Source organism: Acinetobacter sp. 24-47-67 (assembly GCF_056779735.1).
In genome coordinates this window covers 71,672-90,190 of sequence record NZ_JBWYIK010000006.1, presented here as the reverse complement: position 1 = coordinate 90,190, position 18,519 = coordinate 71,672, and the positions used below count along the sequence as shown (strand labels likewise).

At 39.7% G+C, this 18,519-nt stretch carries 13 protein-coding genes, 7 tRNA genes and 1 pseudogene; 7 read left to right on the top strand and 14 right to left on the bottom strand.

Features of this window, described 5'->3' with window-relative positions:
* Window positions 1-4 precede the first annotated feature (4 nt).
* From AC1M9K_RS09120 to AC1M9K_RS09080, 9 genes are all read right to left on the bottom strand, one after another.
* Window positions 5-81 (bottom strand) — tRNA-Asp (locus AC1M9K_RS09120).
* Window positions 82-132: 51 nt separating this feature from the next.
* Window positions 133-208: transfer RNA gene (locus AC1M9K_RS09115), tRNA-Val, on the bottom strand.
* A gap of 23 nt (window positions 209-231) precedes the next feature.
* Window positions 232-308, bottom strand: a tRNA-Asp gene (locus AC1M9K_RS09110).
* Window positions 309-321: 13 nt separating this feature from the next.
* Window positions 322-397, bottom strand: a tRNA-Val gene (locus AC1M9K_RS09105).
* A gap of 22 nt (window positions 398-419) precedes the next feature.
* Window positions 420-496, bottom strand: a tRNA-Asp gene (locus AC1M9K_RS09100).
* A 50-nt stretch (window positions 497-546) separates the two neighbouring features.
* Window positions 547-623: transfer RNA gene (locus tag AC1M9K_RS09095), tRNA-Asp, on the bottom strand.
* 22 nt (window positions 624-645) lie between these two features.
* A tRNA-Val gene (locus AC1M9K_RS09090) sits at window positions 646-721 on the bottom strand.
* Between the two features lie 212 nt (window positions 722-933).
* Window positions 934-1,461, bottom strand: a complete 528-nt coding sequence (gene elsL / locus AC1M9K_RS09085; RefSeq protein WP_481589089.1) for a cell wall-recycling L,D-carboxypeptidase ElsL — start codon at window positions 1,459-1,461, stop codon at window positions 934-936.
* 36 nt (window positions 1,462-1,497) lie between these two features.
* Window positions 1,498-1,866 carry a YbaN family protein gene (locus AC1M9K_RS09080; RefSeq protein ID WP_035269059.1) on the bottom strand — a complete coding sequence of 123 codons (369 nt, stop codon included), beginning with the start codon at window positions 1,864-1,866 and terminating at the stop codon, window positions 1,498-1,500.
* Between the two features lie 99 nt (window positions 1,867-1,965).
* On the opposite strand from AC1M9K_RS09080, the gene AC1M9K_RS09075 reads away from it, so the two are divergent.
* The 3 genes from AC1M9K_RS09075 (at window position 1,966) to dapE (ending at window position 4,362) form a co-directional block, all read left to right on the top strand.
* Complete coding sequence (locus AC1M9K_RS09075) at window positions 1,966-2,811, top strand: DUF1853 family protein (RefSeq protein WP_481589088.1); 846 nt, start codon at window positions 1,966-1,968, stop codon at window positions 2,809-2,811.
* Window positions 2,812-2,937: 126 nt separating this feature from the next.
* Window positions 2,938-3,090: an entericidin A/B family lipoprotein gene (locus AC1M9K_RS09070; protein WP_092766976.1), complete on the top strand. Its 153-nt coding sequence runs from the start codon at window positions 2,938-2,940 to the stop codon at window positions 3,088-3,090.
* 138 nt (window positions 3,091-3,228) lie between these two features.
* On the top strand, window positions 3,229-4,362 hold the full coding sequence (gene dapE / locus AC1M9K_RS09065; RefSeq protein WP_035269063.1) for a succinyl-diaminopimelate desuccinylase: 1,134 nt from the start codon (window positions 3,229-3,231) through the stop codon (window positions 4,360-4,362).
* Window positions 4,363-4,434: 72 nt separating this feature from the next.
* Here dapE and AC1M9K_RS09060 read toward each other — a convergent pair whose 3' ends face one another.
* From AC1M9K_RS09060 to pilG, 5 genes and pseudogenes are all read right to left on the bottom strand, one after another.
* Window positions 4,435-8,493, bottom strand: a complete 4,059-nt coding sequence (locus AC1M9K_RS09060) for a hybrid sensor histidine kinase/response regulator (protein ID WP_481589087.1) — start codon at window positions 8,491-8,493, stop codon at window positions 4,435-4,437.
* A gap of 7 nt (window positions 8,494-8,500) precedes the next feature.
* Window positions 8,501-9,625: pseudogene (locus AC1M9K_RS09055) on the bottom strand (methyl-accepting chemotaxis protein); the annotation flags it as partial.
* A 529-nt stretch (window positions 9,626-10,154) separates the two neighbouring features.
* On the bottom strand, window positions 10,155-10,709 hold the full coding sequence (locus tag AC1M9K_RS09050) for a chemotaxis protein CheW (protein ID WP_481589086.1): 555 nt from the start codon (window positions 10,707-10,709) through the stop codon (window positions 10,155-10,157).
* A complete protein-coding gene (locus tag AC1M9K_RS09045; protein WP_035269071.1) occupies window positions 10,706-11,080 on the bottom strand; it encodes a response regulator in 375 nt (124 codons plus the stop codon). The genes AC1M9K_RS09050 and AC1M9K_RS09045 overlap by 4 nt, the downstream gene beginning before the upstream one ends.
* Window positions 11,081-11,098: 18 nt before the next feature.
* Window positions 11,099-11,485 carry a twitching motility response regulator PilG gene (gene pilG, locus AC1M9K_RS09040; protein ID WP_035269072.1) on the bottom strand — a complete coding sequence of 129 codons (387 nt, stop codon included), beginning with the start codon at window positions 11,483-11,485 and terminating at the stop codon, window positions 11,099-11,101.
* A 276-nt stretch (window positions 11,486-11,761) separates the two neighbouring features.
* Between pilG and AC1M9K_RS09035 the strand changes: the two genes are divergently transcribed.
* From AC1M9K_RS09035 to AC1M9K_RS09020, 4 genes are all read left to right on the top strand, one after another.
* Window positions 11,762-12,406, top strand: coding sequence for a hypothetical protein (locus AC1M9K_RS09035; RefSeq protein ID WP_228143102.1), 645 nt, complete (start codon window positions 11,762-11,764; stop codon window positions 12,404-12,406).
* A 34-nt stretch (window positions 12,407-12,440) separates the two neighbouring features.
* Window positions 12,441-13,562 (top strand): efflux RND transporter periplasmic adaptor subunit, encoded by a 1,122-nt coding sequence (locus AC1M9K_RS09030; RefSeq protein WP_481589085.1) that lies wholly within the window; start codon window positions 12,441-12,443, stop codon window positions 13,560-13,562.
* 15 nt (window positions 13,563-13,577) lie between these two features.
* Complete coding sequence (locus AC1M9K_RS09025; protein WP_481589084.1) at window positions 13,578-16,682, top strand: efflux RND transporter permease subunit; 3,105 nt, start codon at window positions 13,578-13,580, stop codon at window positions 16,680-16,682.
* A gap of 94 nt (window positions 16,683-16,776) precedes the next feature.
* Window positions 16,777-18,492: a proline--tRNA ligase gene (locus AC1M9K_RS09020; protein ID WP_481589083.1), complete on the top strand. Its 1,716-nt coding sequence runs from the start codon at window positions 16,777-16,779 to the stop codon at window positions 18,490-18,492.
* The last annotated feature ends 27 nt before the right edge of the window (window positions 18,493-18,519 follow it).

Below are 18,519 nucleotides of genomic sequence, written 5' to 3'. Positions count from 1 at the left end.
AAAATGGCGCAGCGGACGGGACTCGAACCCGCGACCCTCGGCGTGACAGGCCGATATTCTAACCAACTGAACTACCGCTGCAACGGTAACTGCTTACGCAATTAGGGTCATATAAGCTTTTCAGCTTGAATATGGTGGGCGCTGACGGGATCGAACCGCCGACATTCTGCTTGTAAGGCAGACGCTCTACCAACTGAGCTAAGCGCCCTTATTAGGCTTTGATTTTTAGGATGGCGCAGCGGACGGGACTCGAACCCGCGACCCTCGGCGTGACAGGCCGATATTCTAACCAACTGAACTACCGCTGCATCACAAAAAATCTGGTGGGCGCTGACGGGATCGAACCGCCGACATTCTGCTTGTAAGGCAGACGCTCTACCAACTGAGCTAAGCGCCCTTAATAAGGTCATTACATAAAGTGGCGCAGCGGACGGGACTCGAACCCGCGACCCTCGGCGTGACAGGCCGATATTCTAACCAACTGAACTACCGCTGCACTTATGTAATATCTCTATTAAAGTACAAACAATCTATTAAGTTTAATAGTGGCGCAGCGGACGGGACTCGAACCCGCGACCCTCGGCGTGACAGGCCGATATTCTAACCAACTGAACTACCGCTGCACTAAAACTTAACGTAAAGGCTTGGTGGGCGCTGACGGGATCGAACCGCCGACATTCTGCTTGTAAGGCAGACGCTCTACCAACTGAGCTAAGCGCCCTTTACGACTTCATCGTTTGTGTGGTGCATTATAGAGAATCCTCAGATACTGTCAAACGCTTTTCTACAGGTTTCTCAGTTTTTCAGTTTGAATGATTAAAAAATAGATCATTTCTCTTAAAAAATCGCTTTTTTGTCTATTATTTGCCTGATTAGATATATGTTTTTATTTTTATTCAAAGTTTTTATCACAACACATTTTACGATTCTGATTTAAATTTGATCCAATTCGATCTCTTGTTCTGAAATATAGACTAAAGCACCTTCGTCAAATGTATCAAATAGCTCAATGACATCTGCACTGTGCATTCGAATACATCCATGTGATTTAGGAATGCCTAAAGGTTCTGACTCTGGCGTACCATGAATATAGATATATCGATTATAGGTATCACAACCCTCCCCTTGATTAAAACCAGGTTCTAAACCTGCTAACCAAAGAATTCGCGTTAGAATCCAGTCACGTTCTGGAAATTGCTTGCCAAGTTCCACATCATAGATCTCCCCAGTCCAAAGACGTGCTTTAAAAACAGCATTGATTGGGTGGTCATCGCCAATTTTTTGTTCAATGCGATGCCATCCTCTTGGGGTTTTACCTGAATTTTCCTGTTCACCTATACCGTTCAATCCAGTAGACACCAAATAGCTTTTTTTCATACATGGTACATATAGAACTTGTTTCGCCATATCAATCAGGATATCCGCCTGACTTAGGGTATAACTTTCAAGATTTGGGTTCATACAAAACTCAGCGTTAAATTATTTTTAATCATTTATTTAAACAATATTTTTTGATTCAGGTCTTAACCACAACCAAATCGCGACAATTAGCATGGTGAGATTCGTAAAAATTTTTACTAAATCAGGAGCATTGGTATAAAGCATAAGAATACCGCTGATCAACATCATCATCGAGGCGAGCCATTTTGCTTTGCGTGGAACCGTGCCATGCTCACGCCAATTTCGCAGTGTTGGTCCATATTTAGGATGATTGAGTAGCCAATCATCAACCTGTGGCCAACCTTTTGAAGCAGCCCATGCGGCAAGAATTAAAAAGACTGTGGTTGGCAATCCTGGCAATAGCGCACCAATAAAACCTAGAGTCACAAAAATAATGACTAAGCTCCGCCAAAACACGATTTTCATACCGCAACTCATTCAGTTGAATCTCACTAGTATATATGCTTTTGTGGTAGTGTCTGATTGTAAATTTATTTTCAGTTTTGAATTCTAGTTGGAGAAACGGTGCAATCTGATTTTTATGAGCCATGGCAGAACTTTCATCATACAATTGTACGTCAACTGGCTTTTGTCATCGCAAGTCCTAATATTATTCGTTTTGCGCCTAAAGAATTAACGATCGTTCATCCTTTTGAATTGCACCATGAACAATTTTGGCAAACTCAGTACGAAAAATATATCTCCAGACTGCATGATCTAGATCAAAACCCACAAGAGCTGATTGATTTTATTCAGCAACTTAAAAGTACGCGTCTAGGTTTGCGCTTTGAATATTTAATGTGGTTTTGGCTGCAAGATGATCAACGCGATCAAGCTGATTTTTCGCTGTTAGATCACAGTGTTCAAATCATTGACGGCCGCCATACTTTGGGTGAAATTGACTTTGTGATATTAAATCATCACACCCAAGAAATTGAACAATGGGAAGTTGCACTGAAATTTTATTTAGCAGAACAAGACTTTCAACTTCAACATTGGTACGGATTAAATCGAAGCGACACTCTATTTAGAAAGCTCAATCATTTTACGCAAAAGCAATTTCAATTTACTCAAGCCAATACTTATAAAATTGATCGAAAAATTGCGGTGATGAAAGGTCAACTCTACTTTCCGTATCATACCGAACTTCAAACCTTACCTAACTGGGTCAGCCCACATCGTCGTATAGGCACATGGGGACATCAATTACGATCATCTTTTTATCGACTGGAAAGACAGGAATGGATTTGTCCGAATGCAAGTCAGACTTCAAATGAAGCACATTGGTGGAGCAATGGGCTTTATCACAATGTACAAACAAATCAGTTTTATATGTACCGTCAACCAGCTTTAAAGCTCCCTTACGTGTAGTTCGTGTAATAAAAAAATGTATCGAATACAATTAATAACATTCTGATAATAAAACTCTCATATTCTTCTAAATGATTAATTTTTATTCTGATTAAGCATCAAAATAATTTACAATCATTGGAGATAATGATGAAAAAAGTATTAGCCGCTTCATTCGTAGTTGCATTTGTATTAACTGGTTGTAATACATTCAAAGGTTTTGGACAAGACGTTTCAAAAGCTGGGGAAACTGTAACAAATACTGCTGAAAAAACTTCAAACGAAATTCGTAACAACTAATTCGAAGTTGAAGCTAAAAGCCCTATTTTTTAATAGGGCTTTTTTTATTTAAATTTGATTCCCTTCAATGATTAATATTTTGCATCAAATTCAACATACTTTATGATAGTTCGACTTTGACCAATTCGATTTCTTTCCATGACCCAATCTGCAACACTCGATTTAAGCTTACAATTACTTCGCCAACCTTCAGTGACTCCAGTCGATCATAACTGTCAAAATATTATGGCTGATCGATTATCAAAGATTGGTTTTAACATTGAAAATATGCGTTTTGAAGATGTAGATAACTTATGGGCTCGTCGCGGCACTGAATCACCTGTGTTTTGTTTTGCGGGTCATACTGATGTTGTTCCTACAGGCAATCTAGAAGCGTGGAACTCCGATCCATTCGCCCCAGAAATTAGAGATGGAAAGTTATACGGGCGTGGTAGTGCAGATATGAAAACGGCGTTGGCAGCCATGGTAATTGCCTCTGAACGTTTCGTTGCCAAGCATCCAGACCACAAAGGTTCGATTGCTTTTTTGATCACTTCAGATGAAGAAGGTCCATCTATCAATGGAACAGTGAAAGTTGTAGAAACTTTAGAAGCACGCCAAGAAAAAATGACATGGTGTTTGGTCGGTGAACCGTCAAGTACGAATACTTTAGGTGACATTGTTAAAAATGGCCGTCGTGGGTCTCTCAATGCCAATTTAACCGTGAAAGGTAAGCAAGGGCATGTGGCCTATCCACATTTGGCAATTAACCCAATTCATACAGCCTCAAAAGCAATTGCTGAATTATGTGAGACAGAATGGGATCAAGGCAATGAGTATTTCCCCGCAACGTCTTTCCAAATCTCGAATATTTCTGCTGGAACGGGTGCAACCAATGTTGTGCCTGGCACGATGAACTTATTATTTAACTTCCGTTATTCTACAGAAGTTACTGCTGATGAATTAAAAGCACGTACACATGAAATTTTAGATCGCCACGGCGTTGAGTATGATATCGAGTGGACATTATCAGGTTTACCATTCCTTACCCCTGTTGGAGAGCTCGTCAATGCTGCCAAAAAAGCGATTTTGGATGTGACTGGTACGACAACAGAATTATCAACCAGTGGTGGTACATCAGATGGCCGCTTTATCGCACCAACTGGAGCTCAGGTACTCGAACTGGGAGTACTTAATGCCACGATCCACCAGATTAATGAGCATGTTGAAATTGCACATTTGGAACCTTTGGCTGAAATTTATGAAAAAATCTTAATTGAGCTATTGGCATAACATTAAAATTTAAGAGCAATGAAATATAAAAAAGGATGCGAATGCATCCTTTTTTAATTCGCTTAAAATACTTCAATCCTGTTTTAAAAGCTGATTGATCTGCTCAATCAACACTGCTTCTTGGAAAGGTTTACCCATATAAGCCGATACACCAAGTTCAAGAGCATGTTGTTTATGCTTATCCCCCACCCGTGAAGTGATCATAACCACAGGTAAGTTATGCAAATGTGGTTGATTTCTCAGCCATTGCATCACTTCAAAACCATCCATTCTTGGCATTTCAACATCAATTAACATTAAGGCAGGTGTTGAATGCTGTAAATATTCAAGTGCTTCAATGCCATCTGTAGCTGCGACAATCTGGTAACCATAACGCTCAAGTAGTTTAGATGTCACTTTTCGAACTGTGACCGAATCATCAACCACTAAAATCGTAGGTGCTTCATTGTCATGCTCTAAATTAGAGGCCTTCGACTCTAGATGTATAGACCAATCCTGCTGAGTGAGATATTGAACCACACGATTTACATTTAAAATTGGGCAAATTTCCCCACTACCCATAATGGTTACACCGCTGAGATAATCAATTTTATGGATCAGCCTCCCAGTCTGTTTCACAATAATTTGTGAATTAGTTCCTAAGACTTCATCAACGAATAAAGCCACAGGTTGAGACTGGTGCATATTCACCAAAATCACTGGAACTTTTTGGGTTTCTGAATATGGTGAGTTTCTTTTTATATTTTGATTTAACAACACGAAGTCAGCCAAATCGTTTAATTGATAACTTGCTTCATGCACCCTCAACAACTGACTCTGTTGCTTCGCGAGATTTAAATCATGTCTATCAATCATTTCAACACGTTGTATTTGATGTAACGGTAAGGCAAAGAATTGATGCGCAACTTTTACCATCAACGCTTCAGTAATAATTGAAGATTTAGGAATTCTGATTTCAAAACAAGTTCCTTGTCCTCTTTCCGAAGTAACATGAACATGCCCACCCAGTGCCTGTATTTCACTTTTTACGACATCTAAACCGACACCACGTCCTGAAACCGTTGTTAATTTTGCAGCAGTGGTAAAGCCTGGTCTAAAAATCAATTGTAATAGTTCAGTTTCAGAATATTCCCGTTCAGTATTGAGCCAACCAAATTCAACAGCTTTTTGCTTAATCTCTTGTGAATCAATTCCTCGACCATCATCCTTGATCAAAATACTCAGCTCATTGTGATGATTCACCAATGTCAGTTGCATGACTGCTTGTTCAGGTTTATTTAATTTCAACCGCTGTTCTACTGACTCAATTCCGTGATCAATCGCATTACGCAGAATATGCTCAAGTGAGGTGATCAACTTTTCAAGAATACTACGATCTAATTCGATGTCTGCATGTTCAATCTGTAACTGAACAGATTTATTCAGATTCATCGAAAGTTGCTTGCATAAGCGTTCAAGACGCATTTGTATCGTCTTGAATGGTACGACACGAGTACGCATCAACGAGTGTTGGATGTTGTTTTGTATTCTTGCCTGCTGAATCAATATACTTTCTGCAGATTGAAGCTTTTCATGCAGAGAGTTTCTGATATCTAACAAGTCTGATGTTGACTCTGATATTGATTTTGAGAGTTGATTAAGTGATGAATATTGATCCATTTCTAAGGGATCAAATCCATGCTCGGCGGAATTATATGATCTACGTTGTAATAAAATTTGGGATTCTAATTCCCCTTCCATCCGTCTCAATTGTGAAGTAAGGCGCTGAATGGTTTGATCCATTTCTACCAAATTTGACCGATATGATTTTAATTCTACTTCGACTTGCGAACGTTGAATCAAATCCTCCCCAATCAAATTAAGGGTTGCTTCAATTACAGCAGTAGAGACTGAAAGTGTCTCGTTCGCTACGGCAGATTGAACAAACTTTTGCAAATTACCACTCATTGGAGGCGGTAAAACACTCTCATTAGCGTTAGATGGTTCATTCTGATGTGAGTTTTGCTGAATGGAAGAAGAGTCAAACTTTGATGAATTATTATGCGTAGTGACTAAATCACTTAAATTGGTTTCAAGGTCCGCTGATAAAGTTGAATGAATACTAAAATCCGAAGACATGTGGTGAGTGATATCATTTTGCATCGAATGTACTAAGTTCAGCTTCGAGTCACTACCCTTAAGATTTAAATATCCAAGCTCAATTAAACTCTGAATAAGCCTTGATGCCTGCTCCACCGGATAATCGACAGACTCAACTTTAATGATATTGACACGCCGTACCAAATCCTGCTGTAAGGCTTTAATCAAAATAATGAAACTTTTTATATCAATTTGTTGCTCTGAAATGAGTTGAAGATATAAAGATTCAAGCTCATGGATTAGATTTGCAAAGTAATCTGCTTGCAACATGTATGCACCACCTTTCAACGTGTGCAATTGCCGCATAATTTTTTGGATACACGTAGCCTCTTCTTGATACTCTAACCATGTATTGAACAAGTCTTCGATTTGAGACAAGATTTCTTCCGCTTCCTCGACAAAAAAACCACTTACTTCGCGATCTAAGCCCTGTTTTGCTTTCGCTGAATCTTTGAGTGCGTAATCTATATTGAGTAATGTCAGAATTGTTTCATCTAAGGAGCGAGCAGATACTTCGCTCTCCTGCTCTATAGTGGAAATGCAATTTGATTGATTGGAAAAGCTGAAGTATTCATGATTAAGTTGTTTTAAATCACCTAATAGCTGCTGAGAAGCTTCATTATTTTGAGCAAATTGACCTATAGCGAGTTCATCAAATATTTCTAAGAGTTTTTCATGCCCTTGTTGTAAAACTCGGTGGACATTTGAGTAGGCAATTGAATTCGGTTCTCTTGCAATGTTGAAGTGAATTGAACTCAAAATTTCTGAAATTTTTTGAAGGAGATCAAAATCAACTTTAATGGCAATTTTAGCAATTGAACTGAGTTGTTGACTCAGTAAGCTCGAACGTTCAGTAGTACGTGTAGAGCTAAATAGGTTAGAAATACCATCTTGTACAAAGGTATCGATAAGGAAAACATCTTCTACACCCAAATCTACAATTTTCTTGAGTAACTCTTGCGGATCAAGATTTGGATCGTTCTGTGTAATCTGTTCTGAGAAGTCTCTCAATGCGATTAAAAAAGTATGCTCTAATGCCTGAAACTGTTGTTGTCTCGTTACGTTGTCACCTGTTGTTTGCAAGCTTTCTAAGTAATACTGGATTAAATCAATATACTGTGTTGTGAGCGCTTGCAATTCTTTATTGTTGGTATCAAGAAATGGATTACGTTGTATTATTTTTTCGAATGACTGACTCAATACTTCAGTTTTCTCAAGTCCAACAATTGCAGAACTCCCCCTGAGAGAATGGACAACACGTGCAAGCGTATCCACCTGAAATTGTTGATTGGATTTATCCAACATATCTTGCAGGGATTTCAATTGTTCTGAAGCTTCAGCATAAAAACTTTGCAGAACCTCGTTATCCCATATTTGAGTATTCTCAATTGTGGCTGTTGCTGAGAGTGAATTTGAGTCATTCAAACAATGACATTCAATCCTGAAATCTAGATCTAGCTGTGTGAGATGAGCGTTGATCGCCAACAAAGGATGCAATGATTGATCTATGATATTTGAATGTTCTAATTGCCGACCTAAAAGCAATAGAGGTTTAACATCTAATTGAATCGCTTGTTTCACTGTTAAACTAGGCACAATGATGTAGCGATATATACGAGAGATCACCTCAACATACTCAAGGACCAGTTGACTCCATGAACGTTGCTGATCAAGCCTAATATTCAGTATTGTCTCAACGGTCCATGCAAGCTCAGAAACTGAGTTGAATCCAAGCATTCGACCTGAACCCTTTAAGGTATGAAAATTACGGCGCAATGCTTGCCAAATATTTACCTGTTCTAAATCATTCGATAAGACTTGAAGATTTTCTGATATTTCTAGAAGTAATTCCTTAAGCTCTTCAGCAAAGGTGGTAATAAGCTCCTCATCTTCAAAATTTGATTCATCCTGAGGAAGCTGCATATCTATATATGCACGATAGAGTGCTTCTGAAAGATATAATTGTATTTTATTAGGATTATTATTTTTCATGGCTCAATCACTCAGGTAATTTAAAGTTTGCAACTGATTTCCTTAAAGAATCAGCCATTTGAGTGAGTTCTGCTATCGATTGTGCAGTATCTAAGGTTGAAGCATGATTTTCTCGTGTGACATCTTGCACAAGCGACATTGTTTTCGCAATTTGACCCGCAGCAGCTGACTGAACTTTTGAGGATGCTGAAATATTCGCAATCAGTTGAGCCAACTGTTTTGAAATTAACTGAATATCTGCAAGTGCTGCTCCTGCATCTTGAGCAAGTCCAGTCCCCTTAACCACCTCAGAAGTTGTTTGCTCCATAGAGCGAACGGCCTCATGCGTATCTAATTGAATATTTTTTACCAATATCTCAATATGTTTGGTCGCAGCAGTTGAACGTTCAGCTAAACGCTGCACCTCATCAGCAACACTCGCGAAACCTCGTCCAGCATCGCCTGCCATTGCGGCTTGAATGGCTGCATTTAAAGCCAACAGATGCGTTTGCCCTGCAATGTCTTCAATGGTTGCAACAAAGTTTCCAATCTCTTGAGTAGATTCACCCAGCCTTTTAATTTTTTTAGATGTTTCTTGAATCTGCCCTCGTATTTGATCCATTCCATCTATTGATCGTTCAACCACTTCCCCACCCTTCGCTGCGATAAGTACAGCGCGCTGAGCAACTTTTGCAGATTGCGCTGCATTTTCATAAACGTGATCAATTGAGTCCGCCATGTCATGAATGGCGAGCGATGTATTTTGGATTTCACGAGCTTGCAGCTCTGAAGATTGCGCCAATTGTGAACTCATGTGCTGAGTTTGATGAATATATTGGGTAACTTGTTGAGAAGCCTGATTAATTCTCATCACCAAATCACGCAAATGATCTATCGCTACATTAATTGAATCCGCGATTGTCCCCGTAAAATCTGCAGAAACCGCAGCATATTTGGTCAAATCGCCTTCAGCTAAATCCCCAATTTCATCTAAAAGCCGATAAATCGCGGTTTGATTCTTCTTATCTTTATCCACTAGCTCCATCAAACGCAGACGATCTTCTTGGCTTCTCAAAATAAAAAGTCTAATCACTGCAAAGGTGAAGCTCGATAAACTAATCAACAATAAGAGTGACAGTAAAATCAGTAACCACGTCGAACCTGTGCGAATTTCATTGAGGGCTACTTGAATTTTTTGTAACTGAGACTCCGTGGTATTGCTTTGAGACTCTAACCATAGTCGATCTACTTCATTTAAAGCCGGACTATAAAAATAAACTGATTTTACATTTTCAAGTTGTGAACTAAAAATAAGCTGAGAGTTTTTGAGAATCTGTAATGTGTAATCTGTAGGATTATCCTCAAACTGTTGAGTCTGAATAATCATCATTTGATTGAGATATTTCAGTTCCCCCACCCCACGACTTTGCTCTACCGTGCGTGGGAGATTAAACATAAGAAACAATAAAATCAGAAAAGCACAAACGAGGCTAATAATAGCCATGATTAAATAAGACTTCGTTTGGGCAGATTTCCCAAACAGCTCTGAAAACTGTTCAAGTTTTAACTTAAGTGAAGCTTTCCATCCCTGTGTGTTGGAATCTGAATCATTCACATTCCGACTGGTCTTTTTTAACCGTAAACTCACTCAGCTCCCCCAAAAAACTATTGCTGACTACACATTAAATTGAATTTGATGTGAACATGTGCTTTAGACGATCATGCTCATATAGCAGACTCATCATCAGCACAGCTACAGGTGTTGAATGATCGAGAAAATAACCTTGGCAAAACGATCTATATGGTTCTGCGATCAAATCCGAACTGGTGCTATAGGTATTATTCTTATAATGTTTTACACCAAGGACTTCATCCACAAGCAATCCAACACAGTCTTGCCCCACGTTAAAACATAAAATTTTAACATTAGCGTGTAATTGTGTTGATTTACTCAAAGCAAATTGCTTTAGATCTAATACGGACAGTACTCGACCTCGCAAATTCGCTAAACCTAAATACCACGGCGGCGTAAGTGGTAATGAGGTAATGCTCAGTAAAGGGCTAACCTCCGCAATATCACCAAGTGGGGTAATAAGTTGCTGCTGCTCAACTTTAAAACATACACCAGACCAGAGGTCCTGATTTTGCACATCACGGTACTCATTTGCTTGAGCCGAATTAGCATTACTGGCTTGCGTTAACCAGTGTTGTTGATCACTTTCATCTTGAATGATCATGCTGTGCCTGTATTTAAATATTGCTGAATGACATCAAGTAATCTTGATTCATCTACAGGTTTGATCAGGTAGTCGACAGCGCCTTGTCTTTTGCCCCAAATTCGATCCGTATCCTGATCTTTGGTACTGACAATGACAACTGGAATATGCTTCGTTACATCAGCTCTTGCAATTTGCCGCGTCGCTTGAAATCCATTCACACCAGGCATCACCACATCCATAAGTACAAGATCTGGTTGCTCTGCTTGCGCTAAGGTAACACCATCTGCACCATTGGTTGCTTCTAGCACTTCATAGCCATTTTTGGACAGAATTTCTTTAAATCTAAACATTTCTGTTGGAGAGTCATCTACCACTAAGATACGTGTCATATTTTGTTTTCCCAGTACTTAACGTGAAGCGACAAGTTTACGAATCGCATTCAATAGCTCATCTTTACTGAATGGTTTCGTGAGGTATTCATCAGATCCAACAACTCGTCCTTTTGCCTGATCAAACATCCCATCTTTACTGGATAACATGACCACTGGAATATGTTGGAAATTTTGTGAGTTTTTTAACAATGCGCACGTTTGATACCCATCTAAACGCGGCATCATAATATCTACAAAAATAATATCAGGTCGAGTTTCAGCAATTTTAGATAATGCTTCAAATCCATCTACTGCAGTTACAACGTCATATCCTTCACGCTGTAATAAAGTTTCTGCGGTCCGACGAATCGTTTTTGAATCATCAATGACCATCACTTTAATATTTTGCAGATTATCATCCATTGAATGATCCTTCCTGAGATGAGATTTAAAGAAAAATGAAACGCTTAATTTAGAGAATAACCATTATTTTCTAACATAACATTACATTGATTTTCAATGCAGTTGAGTACTCGCGGAGAGATTGTGTCACAAAGCTTCATAGAATTTAAGGGTGAATCAGATTAAGCGTAAATTATTTAACGGTTTATATTTATAAATTTACCAAAACCACATAAAATGCTTGTTATTAAAAGCAAAAATTAAAAAATTGAATTGATATCACGGGGGCCAATTCCAATGTTTAATCTTTCGCACAAATCAAGAATTGGGTTAAAGCATCTTCATCATAAAACATTCTTAGTGATCATGATGACATTTGGTTTATGTATCAGTGAAGCAATTGCTAATACCACAGTGACCAAACCGTCTTGGTATCGTTATTATGATAAAAATGGCGTAGCTAATATTAGTAGTTCGGTAACACCAGAGCATATTCGTCACGGTTATGAAGCACTTGACCGTAATATGCAAGTGATTAAAAAAAATCGACCTTATGATGCCGATAAAGAACAGCAACAAAGTGGTGTACGTACGCAACAAGCCAAACAACATGAACAAGATCTACGCTTAAAACGTGCTTATGGTTCTAGTAAAGTGGCTGCGAACAAACGTGATGATATGTTGAAAAACATCAACAAACAAATCACCTTTCAAAAACAACAGTACCAACAACTGGAGCAAGATCGAATATTGTTTAAAAAGCAGGAACAGACCTATATCAAAAAAGGGAATCCTGTCCCTAAAAACTTACAAGATCGAATCACTTATAATGCGCAGAATATGAGTAATATCCAAAAAAATATTGAATCTTTACAAACAAACTATCGAAATACTCAGTCACAATACGACAATATTATCAAGCGCTTAAAAACTCTTGAATAAAGAAGAGTTTGTCTGAATGGAAAGGAATTATCACATGCCGAATGCGACTCGACACAGCAGTCAGTTTAAGAAATATCTCGTATTAGGAACGCTGTGTACGAGTTGTCTTTTAGCCGCTTGTCAAAAAAATGACGAAAGTGTACAGCCAACCTCATCTACCCCTCAAAAAATTGAATTAATACAACAGGACTTAGTCAAAGTTGAAAATGGGGTCTCAAATCTGAAATTTGCTTTCACGGGCACCATACGCGCTGTGAATCAAAGTACAATTCAAGCGCAAGTGACTGCCACTGCTAGCCAAGTCTATGTACAAGTCGGTGAAAGGGTGAGTAAAGGACAAGTCTTGGTACGTTTAAATAATCAAGATAATGCAGCCCGACTCGCACAAGCTCGCGCTAATCTTGCTTCTGCACAAGCGCAGGCACAACAAGCTTCAAATATGGTTACTCGAAAAAAACGACTTTATGATCAAGGATTTATTTCTAAGGTTGAATATGAACAAAGTCAAGTGGAGCATAAAGCTCAACTCGAAACTGTACGAGCTCAGCAAGCAAATGTGGATATCGCACTGAAAGCCGATGCTGATGGGTTAATTCGTAGCCCCATTTCTGGCGTGATTACCAAACGTCAAGTTGAACCTGGTCAAACCGTTTCAATGGGTCAAACACTATTTGAAATCGTAGATCCACAAAAATTAGAGATTCAAGCAAAACTCCCTGTCGAATCTCAACATGCGCTCAACATTGGAAACAATATTGAATATAAAATTCAAGGGACTACCCAAAATTATACTGCCAAGTTAACACGCATTTCCCCTATGGCCGATCAAATCAGTCGTCAGGTTGAGTTTTTTGCTCAACCGAATGAATCAATCAATTCACTGAGTATTGGTGCTTTTGTCGAAGGTTTCATTTTAGATGACAAACAAATTCAGGGGCAAAAAGTTCCTCTTGATACTATTCAAGATGCAGATGGCAAACCTTATCTGTGGATCATCCGTGATCAGAAAATTCAGAAAGCCAATATTCGAATTCTGGATCGACAACCCAACGAGAATATTGCAATGATCAGTGGTCTTCAGCCAACGGATTACATCAGTAGAATTAAGTTTAATAATGATGACTTAAATAAAACAGTCTCAATTGCTTCAAAGTAAGACAGGATCTGTACTATGTGGTTAACTCGAATCAGTGTGAAATATCCTGTCTTTACGATCATGATGATGCTATGCCTGATGGTATTGGGCTTATCATCATGGCAACGAATGGGAGTTGAAGAATTCCCTGATGTCGATTTCCCATTTGTGGTCGTGTATACCACTTACCCAGGTGCTTCTCCTGAAACTGTTGAATCTGAAATTACCAAAAAGATGGAAGATCAGATCAATACGATCTCAGGTGTTAAACAAGTGATATCGCAGTCGAGTGAAGGACTCTCTACAATTATCACTGAGTTTAATTTGGATGTTCCTTCAACCGTTGCAGCTCAAGATATTCGAGACAAAATTGCGCCAGTGACAGCTGAATTTCGTGATGAAATTACTGATCCTATTGTTGAGCGCTATGACCCTTCCGCAGGTGCCATCATGTCGGTGGTATTTGAGTCTGAGAATATGTCACTCCGAGAGCTCAGCTCTTATTTAGATCAAAAAATTGTTCCTCAATTGAGAACTGTTCGTGGGGTAGGTACAGTTAATCTGCTAGGTGACTCGCAGCGTCAAATTCGTATTGAAGTTAATCCACAAAAATTACAAAGTCTTGGTGTTGGCGTTGATCAAGTCATTAACACACTAAAAGGCGAAAACATTGAAGTCCCTGGGGGCACACTCAAACAGTCAAATTCAGAGCTGGTTGTTGAAATTAAATCAAGAGTAATTCATCCCCAATCCTTTGGGGATCTCATCGTCGCGAGTAAAAATGGCACGCCAATCTACTTAAAACAAGTAGCTGAAATTTACGACAGCCAAGCTGAACTCGAGTCGAGTGCATTCATTAACGGTCAAAATGCTGTCGCGTTGGATATTCTCAGAAGCTCTGATTCAAATGTAATTGATGTTGTAGATGCGGCTTATAAAACACTAAACCGTATAGAACAACAACTCCCGCAAGGGACAACATTGAAAGTAGTTGTCGATACATCTCGAGGCATACGAGCAAGTATTGGTGATGTTGCCCGTACAATTATTGAAGGTGGTGTACTTGCGGTTGTCATCGTTCTACTGTTTTTAGGTTCATTTAGATCGACGATTATTACAGGCCTTACCCTGCCAATCGCCCTACTCGGCACATTAACGTTCATTTGGGCTTTTGGTTTTACCATCAATATGATGACTCTTCTTGCCCTGTCTTTAAGTATTGGTCTTCTTATTGATGATGCAATTGTGGTACGTGAAAATATTGTCCGCCATGCTGATATGGGGAAAGATCATGTGACTGCTGCTTTAGATGGAACCAAAGAAATTGGGCTGGCAGTTCTCGCAACCACTTTGACCATTGTTGCGGTGTTCTTACCAGTTGCATTCATGGGCGGTATTATCGGTCGTTTCTTCTACCAATTTGGCGTGACAGTAAGTACCGCTGTACTGATCTCAATGTTTGTCAGTTTTACGCTCGATCCAATGCTCTCAGCTCACTGGGCTGAACGTCATCATCCAAATAAAAAACCGAGCGCATTGAAACGCTTCTTCAATGGGATCTCAAATAAACTTGATTCATTAAATGAAGTGTACGAGAAGCTGCTAAAACTGGCACTAAGATTCCGCTTTCTAACAATTGTCGTTGCTGTTGCTTCACTGTTTGGCGCGCTAGCGCTATCGAAAATGGTGGGAACAGAGTTTGTACCTGTTCCAGATAAAGGTGAAATTCGGATCAAATTTGAAACGCCCGTAGATGCTTCACTCGAATACTCTCAGGCAAAGTTAAAACAAGTTGAATCTATTATTCGACAGCATCCAGAAGTTAAAGGAACGTACGGCGTTATTAATGGGGTGACTGATCGCGGGAAAAACCATGTAAGCATCCGAGTCAGTTTAAGTCCTCGTCAAGAGCGCTCTCAGACACTGACTGATTTAACCAATGAGTTTCGTGATCGACTACAAACAGTGGCGGGTATTACCCTCACCTCTATTGCTTCAGCAGATGAAACTGTGTCTGGTGGTCAAAAGCCTGTCATGATTTCCATCAAAGGACCTGAGCTAGATGAATTACAAAAAATTTCTGATCGTTTCATGGTGGAAATGGCAAAAATTGATGGTGTCGTCGATTTAGAAAGCTCGCTCAAAGAGCCTAAACCTACCCTTGAAGTGCATGTAAATCGTGTACTTGCAAACGATTTAGGATTATCAGTCAGCCAAATTGCCAATGTGATCCGCCCTCTCCTTGCTGGTGATGATGTAACGACGTGGAAAGACGAAAAAGGTGAAACCTATGATGTCAATTTGCGCCTCTCTGAAGATCAACGTACGCTTCCAAGTGACATCAATAATTTATATTTAAAATCGCAAAAAGTGGATGCGAATAATCAACCTATCTTGGTTCCGCTCTCAAGCGTAACAAGCACACAAGAAAGTTATGGTGCATCTCAAATCAACCGTCGTGATTTAGCACGTGAAGTCATGGTTGAAGCCAATACTTCAGGTCGACCTGCAGGTGATATTGGTCGAGATATTAAAGCATTGCAAGATAACTTCGAGATGCCTGCTGGCTATGGTTTTGAAACACAAGGTGCAAACGCAGATATGGAAGAATCGATTGGGTACGCTGTTACAGCCGTTACACTTTCTATTGTATTTATCTATATTGTTTTAGGCTCTCAATTCAATAGTTTTATTCATCCTGCGGCGATCATGGCCTCATTACCATTGTCATTGGTCGGAGTATTCCTTGCATTATTCTTATTTAACTCAACAATGAATTTATTCTCCATTATTGGCATCATCATGTTAATGGGATTAGTAACCAAGAATGCGATTCTCCTCATTGACTTTATTAAGAAAGCTATTGATCGCGGTGAGACACGTTTTGATGCCATTATTGCTGCAGGTAAAACACGACTTAGACCCATTCTGATGACCACGAGTGCGATGGTCATGGGTATGGTGCCATTGGCATTAGGCTTGGGTGAAGGAGGTGAACAAAGTGCTCCGATGGCGCATGCTGTCATTGGGGGCGTCATTACATCCACCCTGCTGACCTTAGTTGTGGTTCCCGTTATCTTTACTTACTTAGATGACTTTAAGAATTTTATGGTGCGTCAAACACGAAAATTCATGTCATAATGTAGAGAATTGTCATGAGGTGTCATTCAAAATGCTCACCTCATTTTTTATCGTATAATCTTATGCTTTAACGCTCATTATTAGGACAAATTCCATGCGCGCGAGTCGCTTTTTATTTGCAACGTTAAGAGAAACCCCAAGTGATGCTGAAGTAATCTCTCATCAGCTGATGCTTCGTGCGGGTATGATTCGTAAATTGGCTTCAGGATTATATTCTTGGTTGCCAATGGGCGTACGTGTGTTAAATAAAGTCGAAGCGATTGTTCGCGAAGAAATGGACCGTGCTGGTTCACTACAAGTATTGATGCCTGTGACCCAACCGGCAAGTTTATGGGAAGAATCTGGTCGCTATGTGCAATATGGTCCAGAACTTTTACGCTTTAATGACCGTCACAACAACCCGTTTGTTCTCGGCCCTACACATGAAGAAGTCATTACTGATTTAGCGCGTAACGAACTCAAAAGTTATAAACAATTACCCGCTAATTTCTACCAAGTACAAACTAAATTCCGTGATGAAGTTCGTCCTCGTTTTGGCGTTATGCGCTCTCGTGAATTCGTGATGAAAGATGCTTACTCATTCCATGCAGATCAAGCTTCATTACAAGAAACTTACGACACGATGTACGATGCCTATTGCCGTATTTTTACTCGTTTAGGTTTAGACTTCCGTCCAGTTCAGGCGGATACAGGTTCAATTGGCGGTTCAGGTTCGCATGAATTCCATGTATTGGCATCAAGCGGTGAAGACGATATTGCATTCTCAACTGAATCAGATTATGCAGCCAATATTGAAATGGCTGAAGCGATTCTTGTAGGTGAACGTGCTGCACCAACTCAAGAATTAAAAATTATTGAAACGCCAAATCAAAAGACTATAGCTGATGTATCTGCTTTCTTAGGTACCGATGCAAAACAGTCTGTCAAAGCTTTGTTGGTACAAGGAGTCGCTGAAGAAGGTAAAACTGCGCCTGTCGTGGCACTGTTCCTTCGTGGTGACCATGAGCTAAACGAAATCAAAGCTGAGAAACATCCGCTGATTGCATCACCACTTGCATTTGCAACTGAAGAACAACTGAGTGCTTTAGGCTTAACCGCTGGTTTTGTTGGTCCTCAAGGTTTAGTCGAAAAAGGGATTAATGTCATCGTTGACCGAGCAGCATCAGTTTTGTCTGATTTTGTTGCAGGTGCAAACGAAGCAAACAAACATGCGACGGGTGTGAACTGGGAGCGTGATGCTCAATTCACTGAAGTTTATGATCTTCGCAATGTTGTTGAGGGTGATCCATCTCCAGATGGTAAAGGTGTACTTCAAATTAAACGTGGTATTGAAGTTGGTCATATTTTCCAATTAGGTCAAAAATACTCTGAAGCTCTGGGCTGCAAAGTATTAGGTAAGGATGGTAAACCATTCACTGTAACAATGGGTTGTTATGGAATTGGGGTGACTCGCGTCGTCGCGGCTGCCATTGAACAAAATTACGATGAAAAAGGAATTATTTGGCCTGCTGCTATCGCACCTTTCCATGTCGCAATCGTTCCGATGAATGCTCATAAATCACCTCGTACTGTAGAGGCTGCTGAAGCACTTTATACAGAACTTCAAGCTGCTGGTTATGACGTGCTTTTAGATGACCGTGATGAACGACCAGGCGTTAAATTCTCCGATATCGAAATAACAGGTATTCCGCACCGTATTGTTATCGGTGAAAAAGGTTTAGATGCTGGTACTTTTGAGTACAAAGGTCGTTCTGATACTGAATCAAGCAACCTGAGTAAAGAAGAAATACTCGCTAAAATCGCCCAATAATTTGAGCATAAAAAATCCCGCTATTCG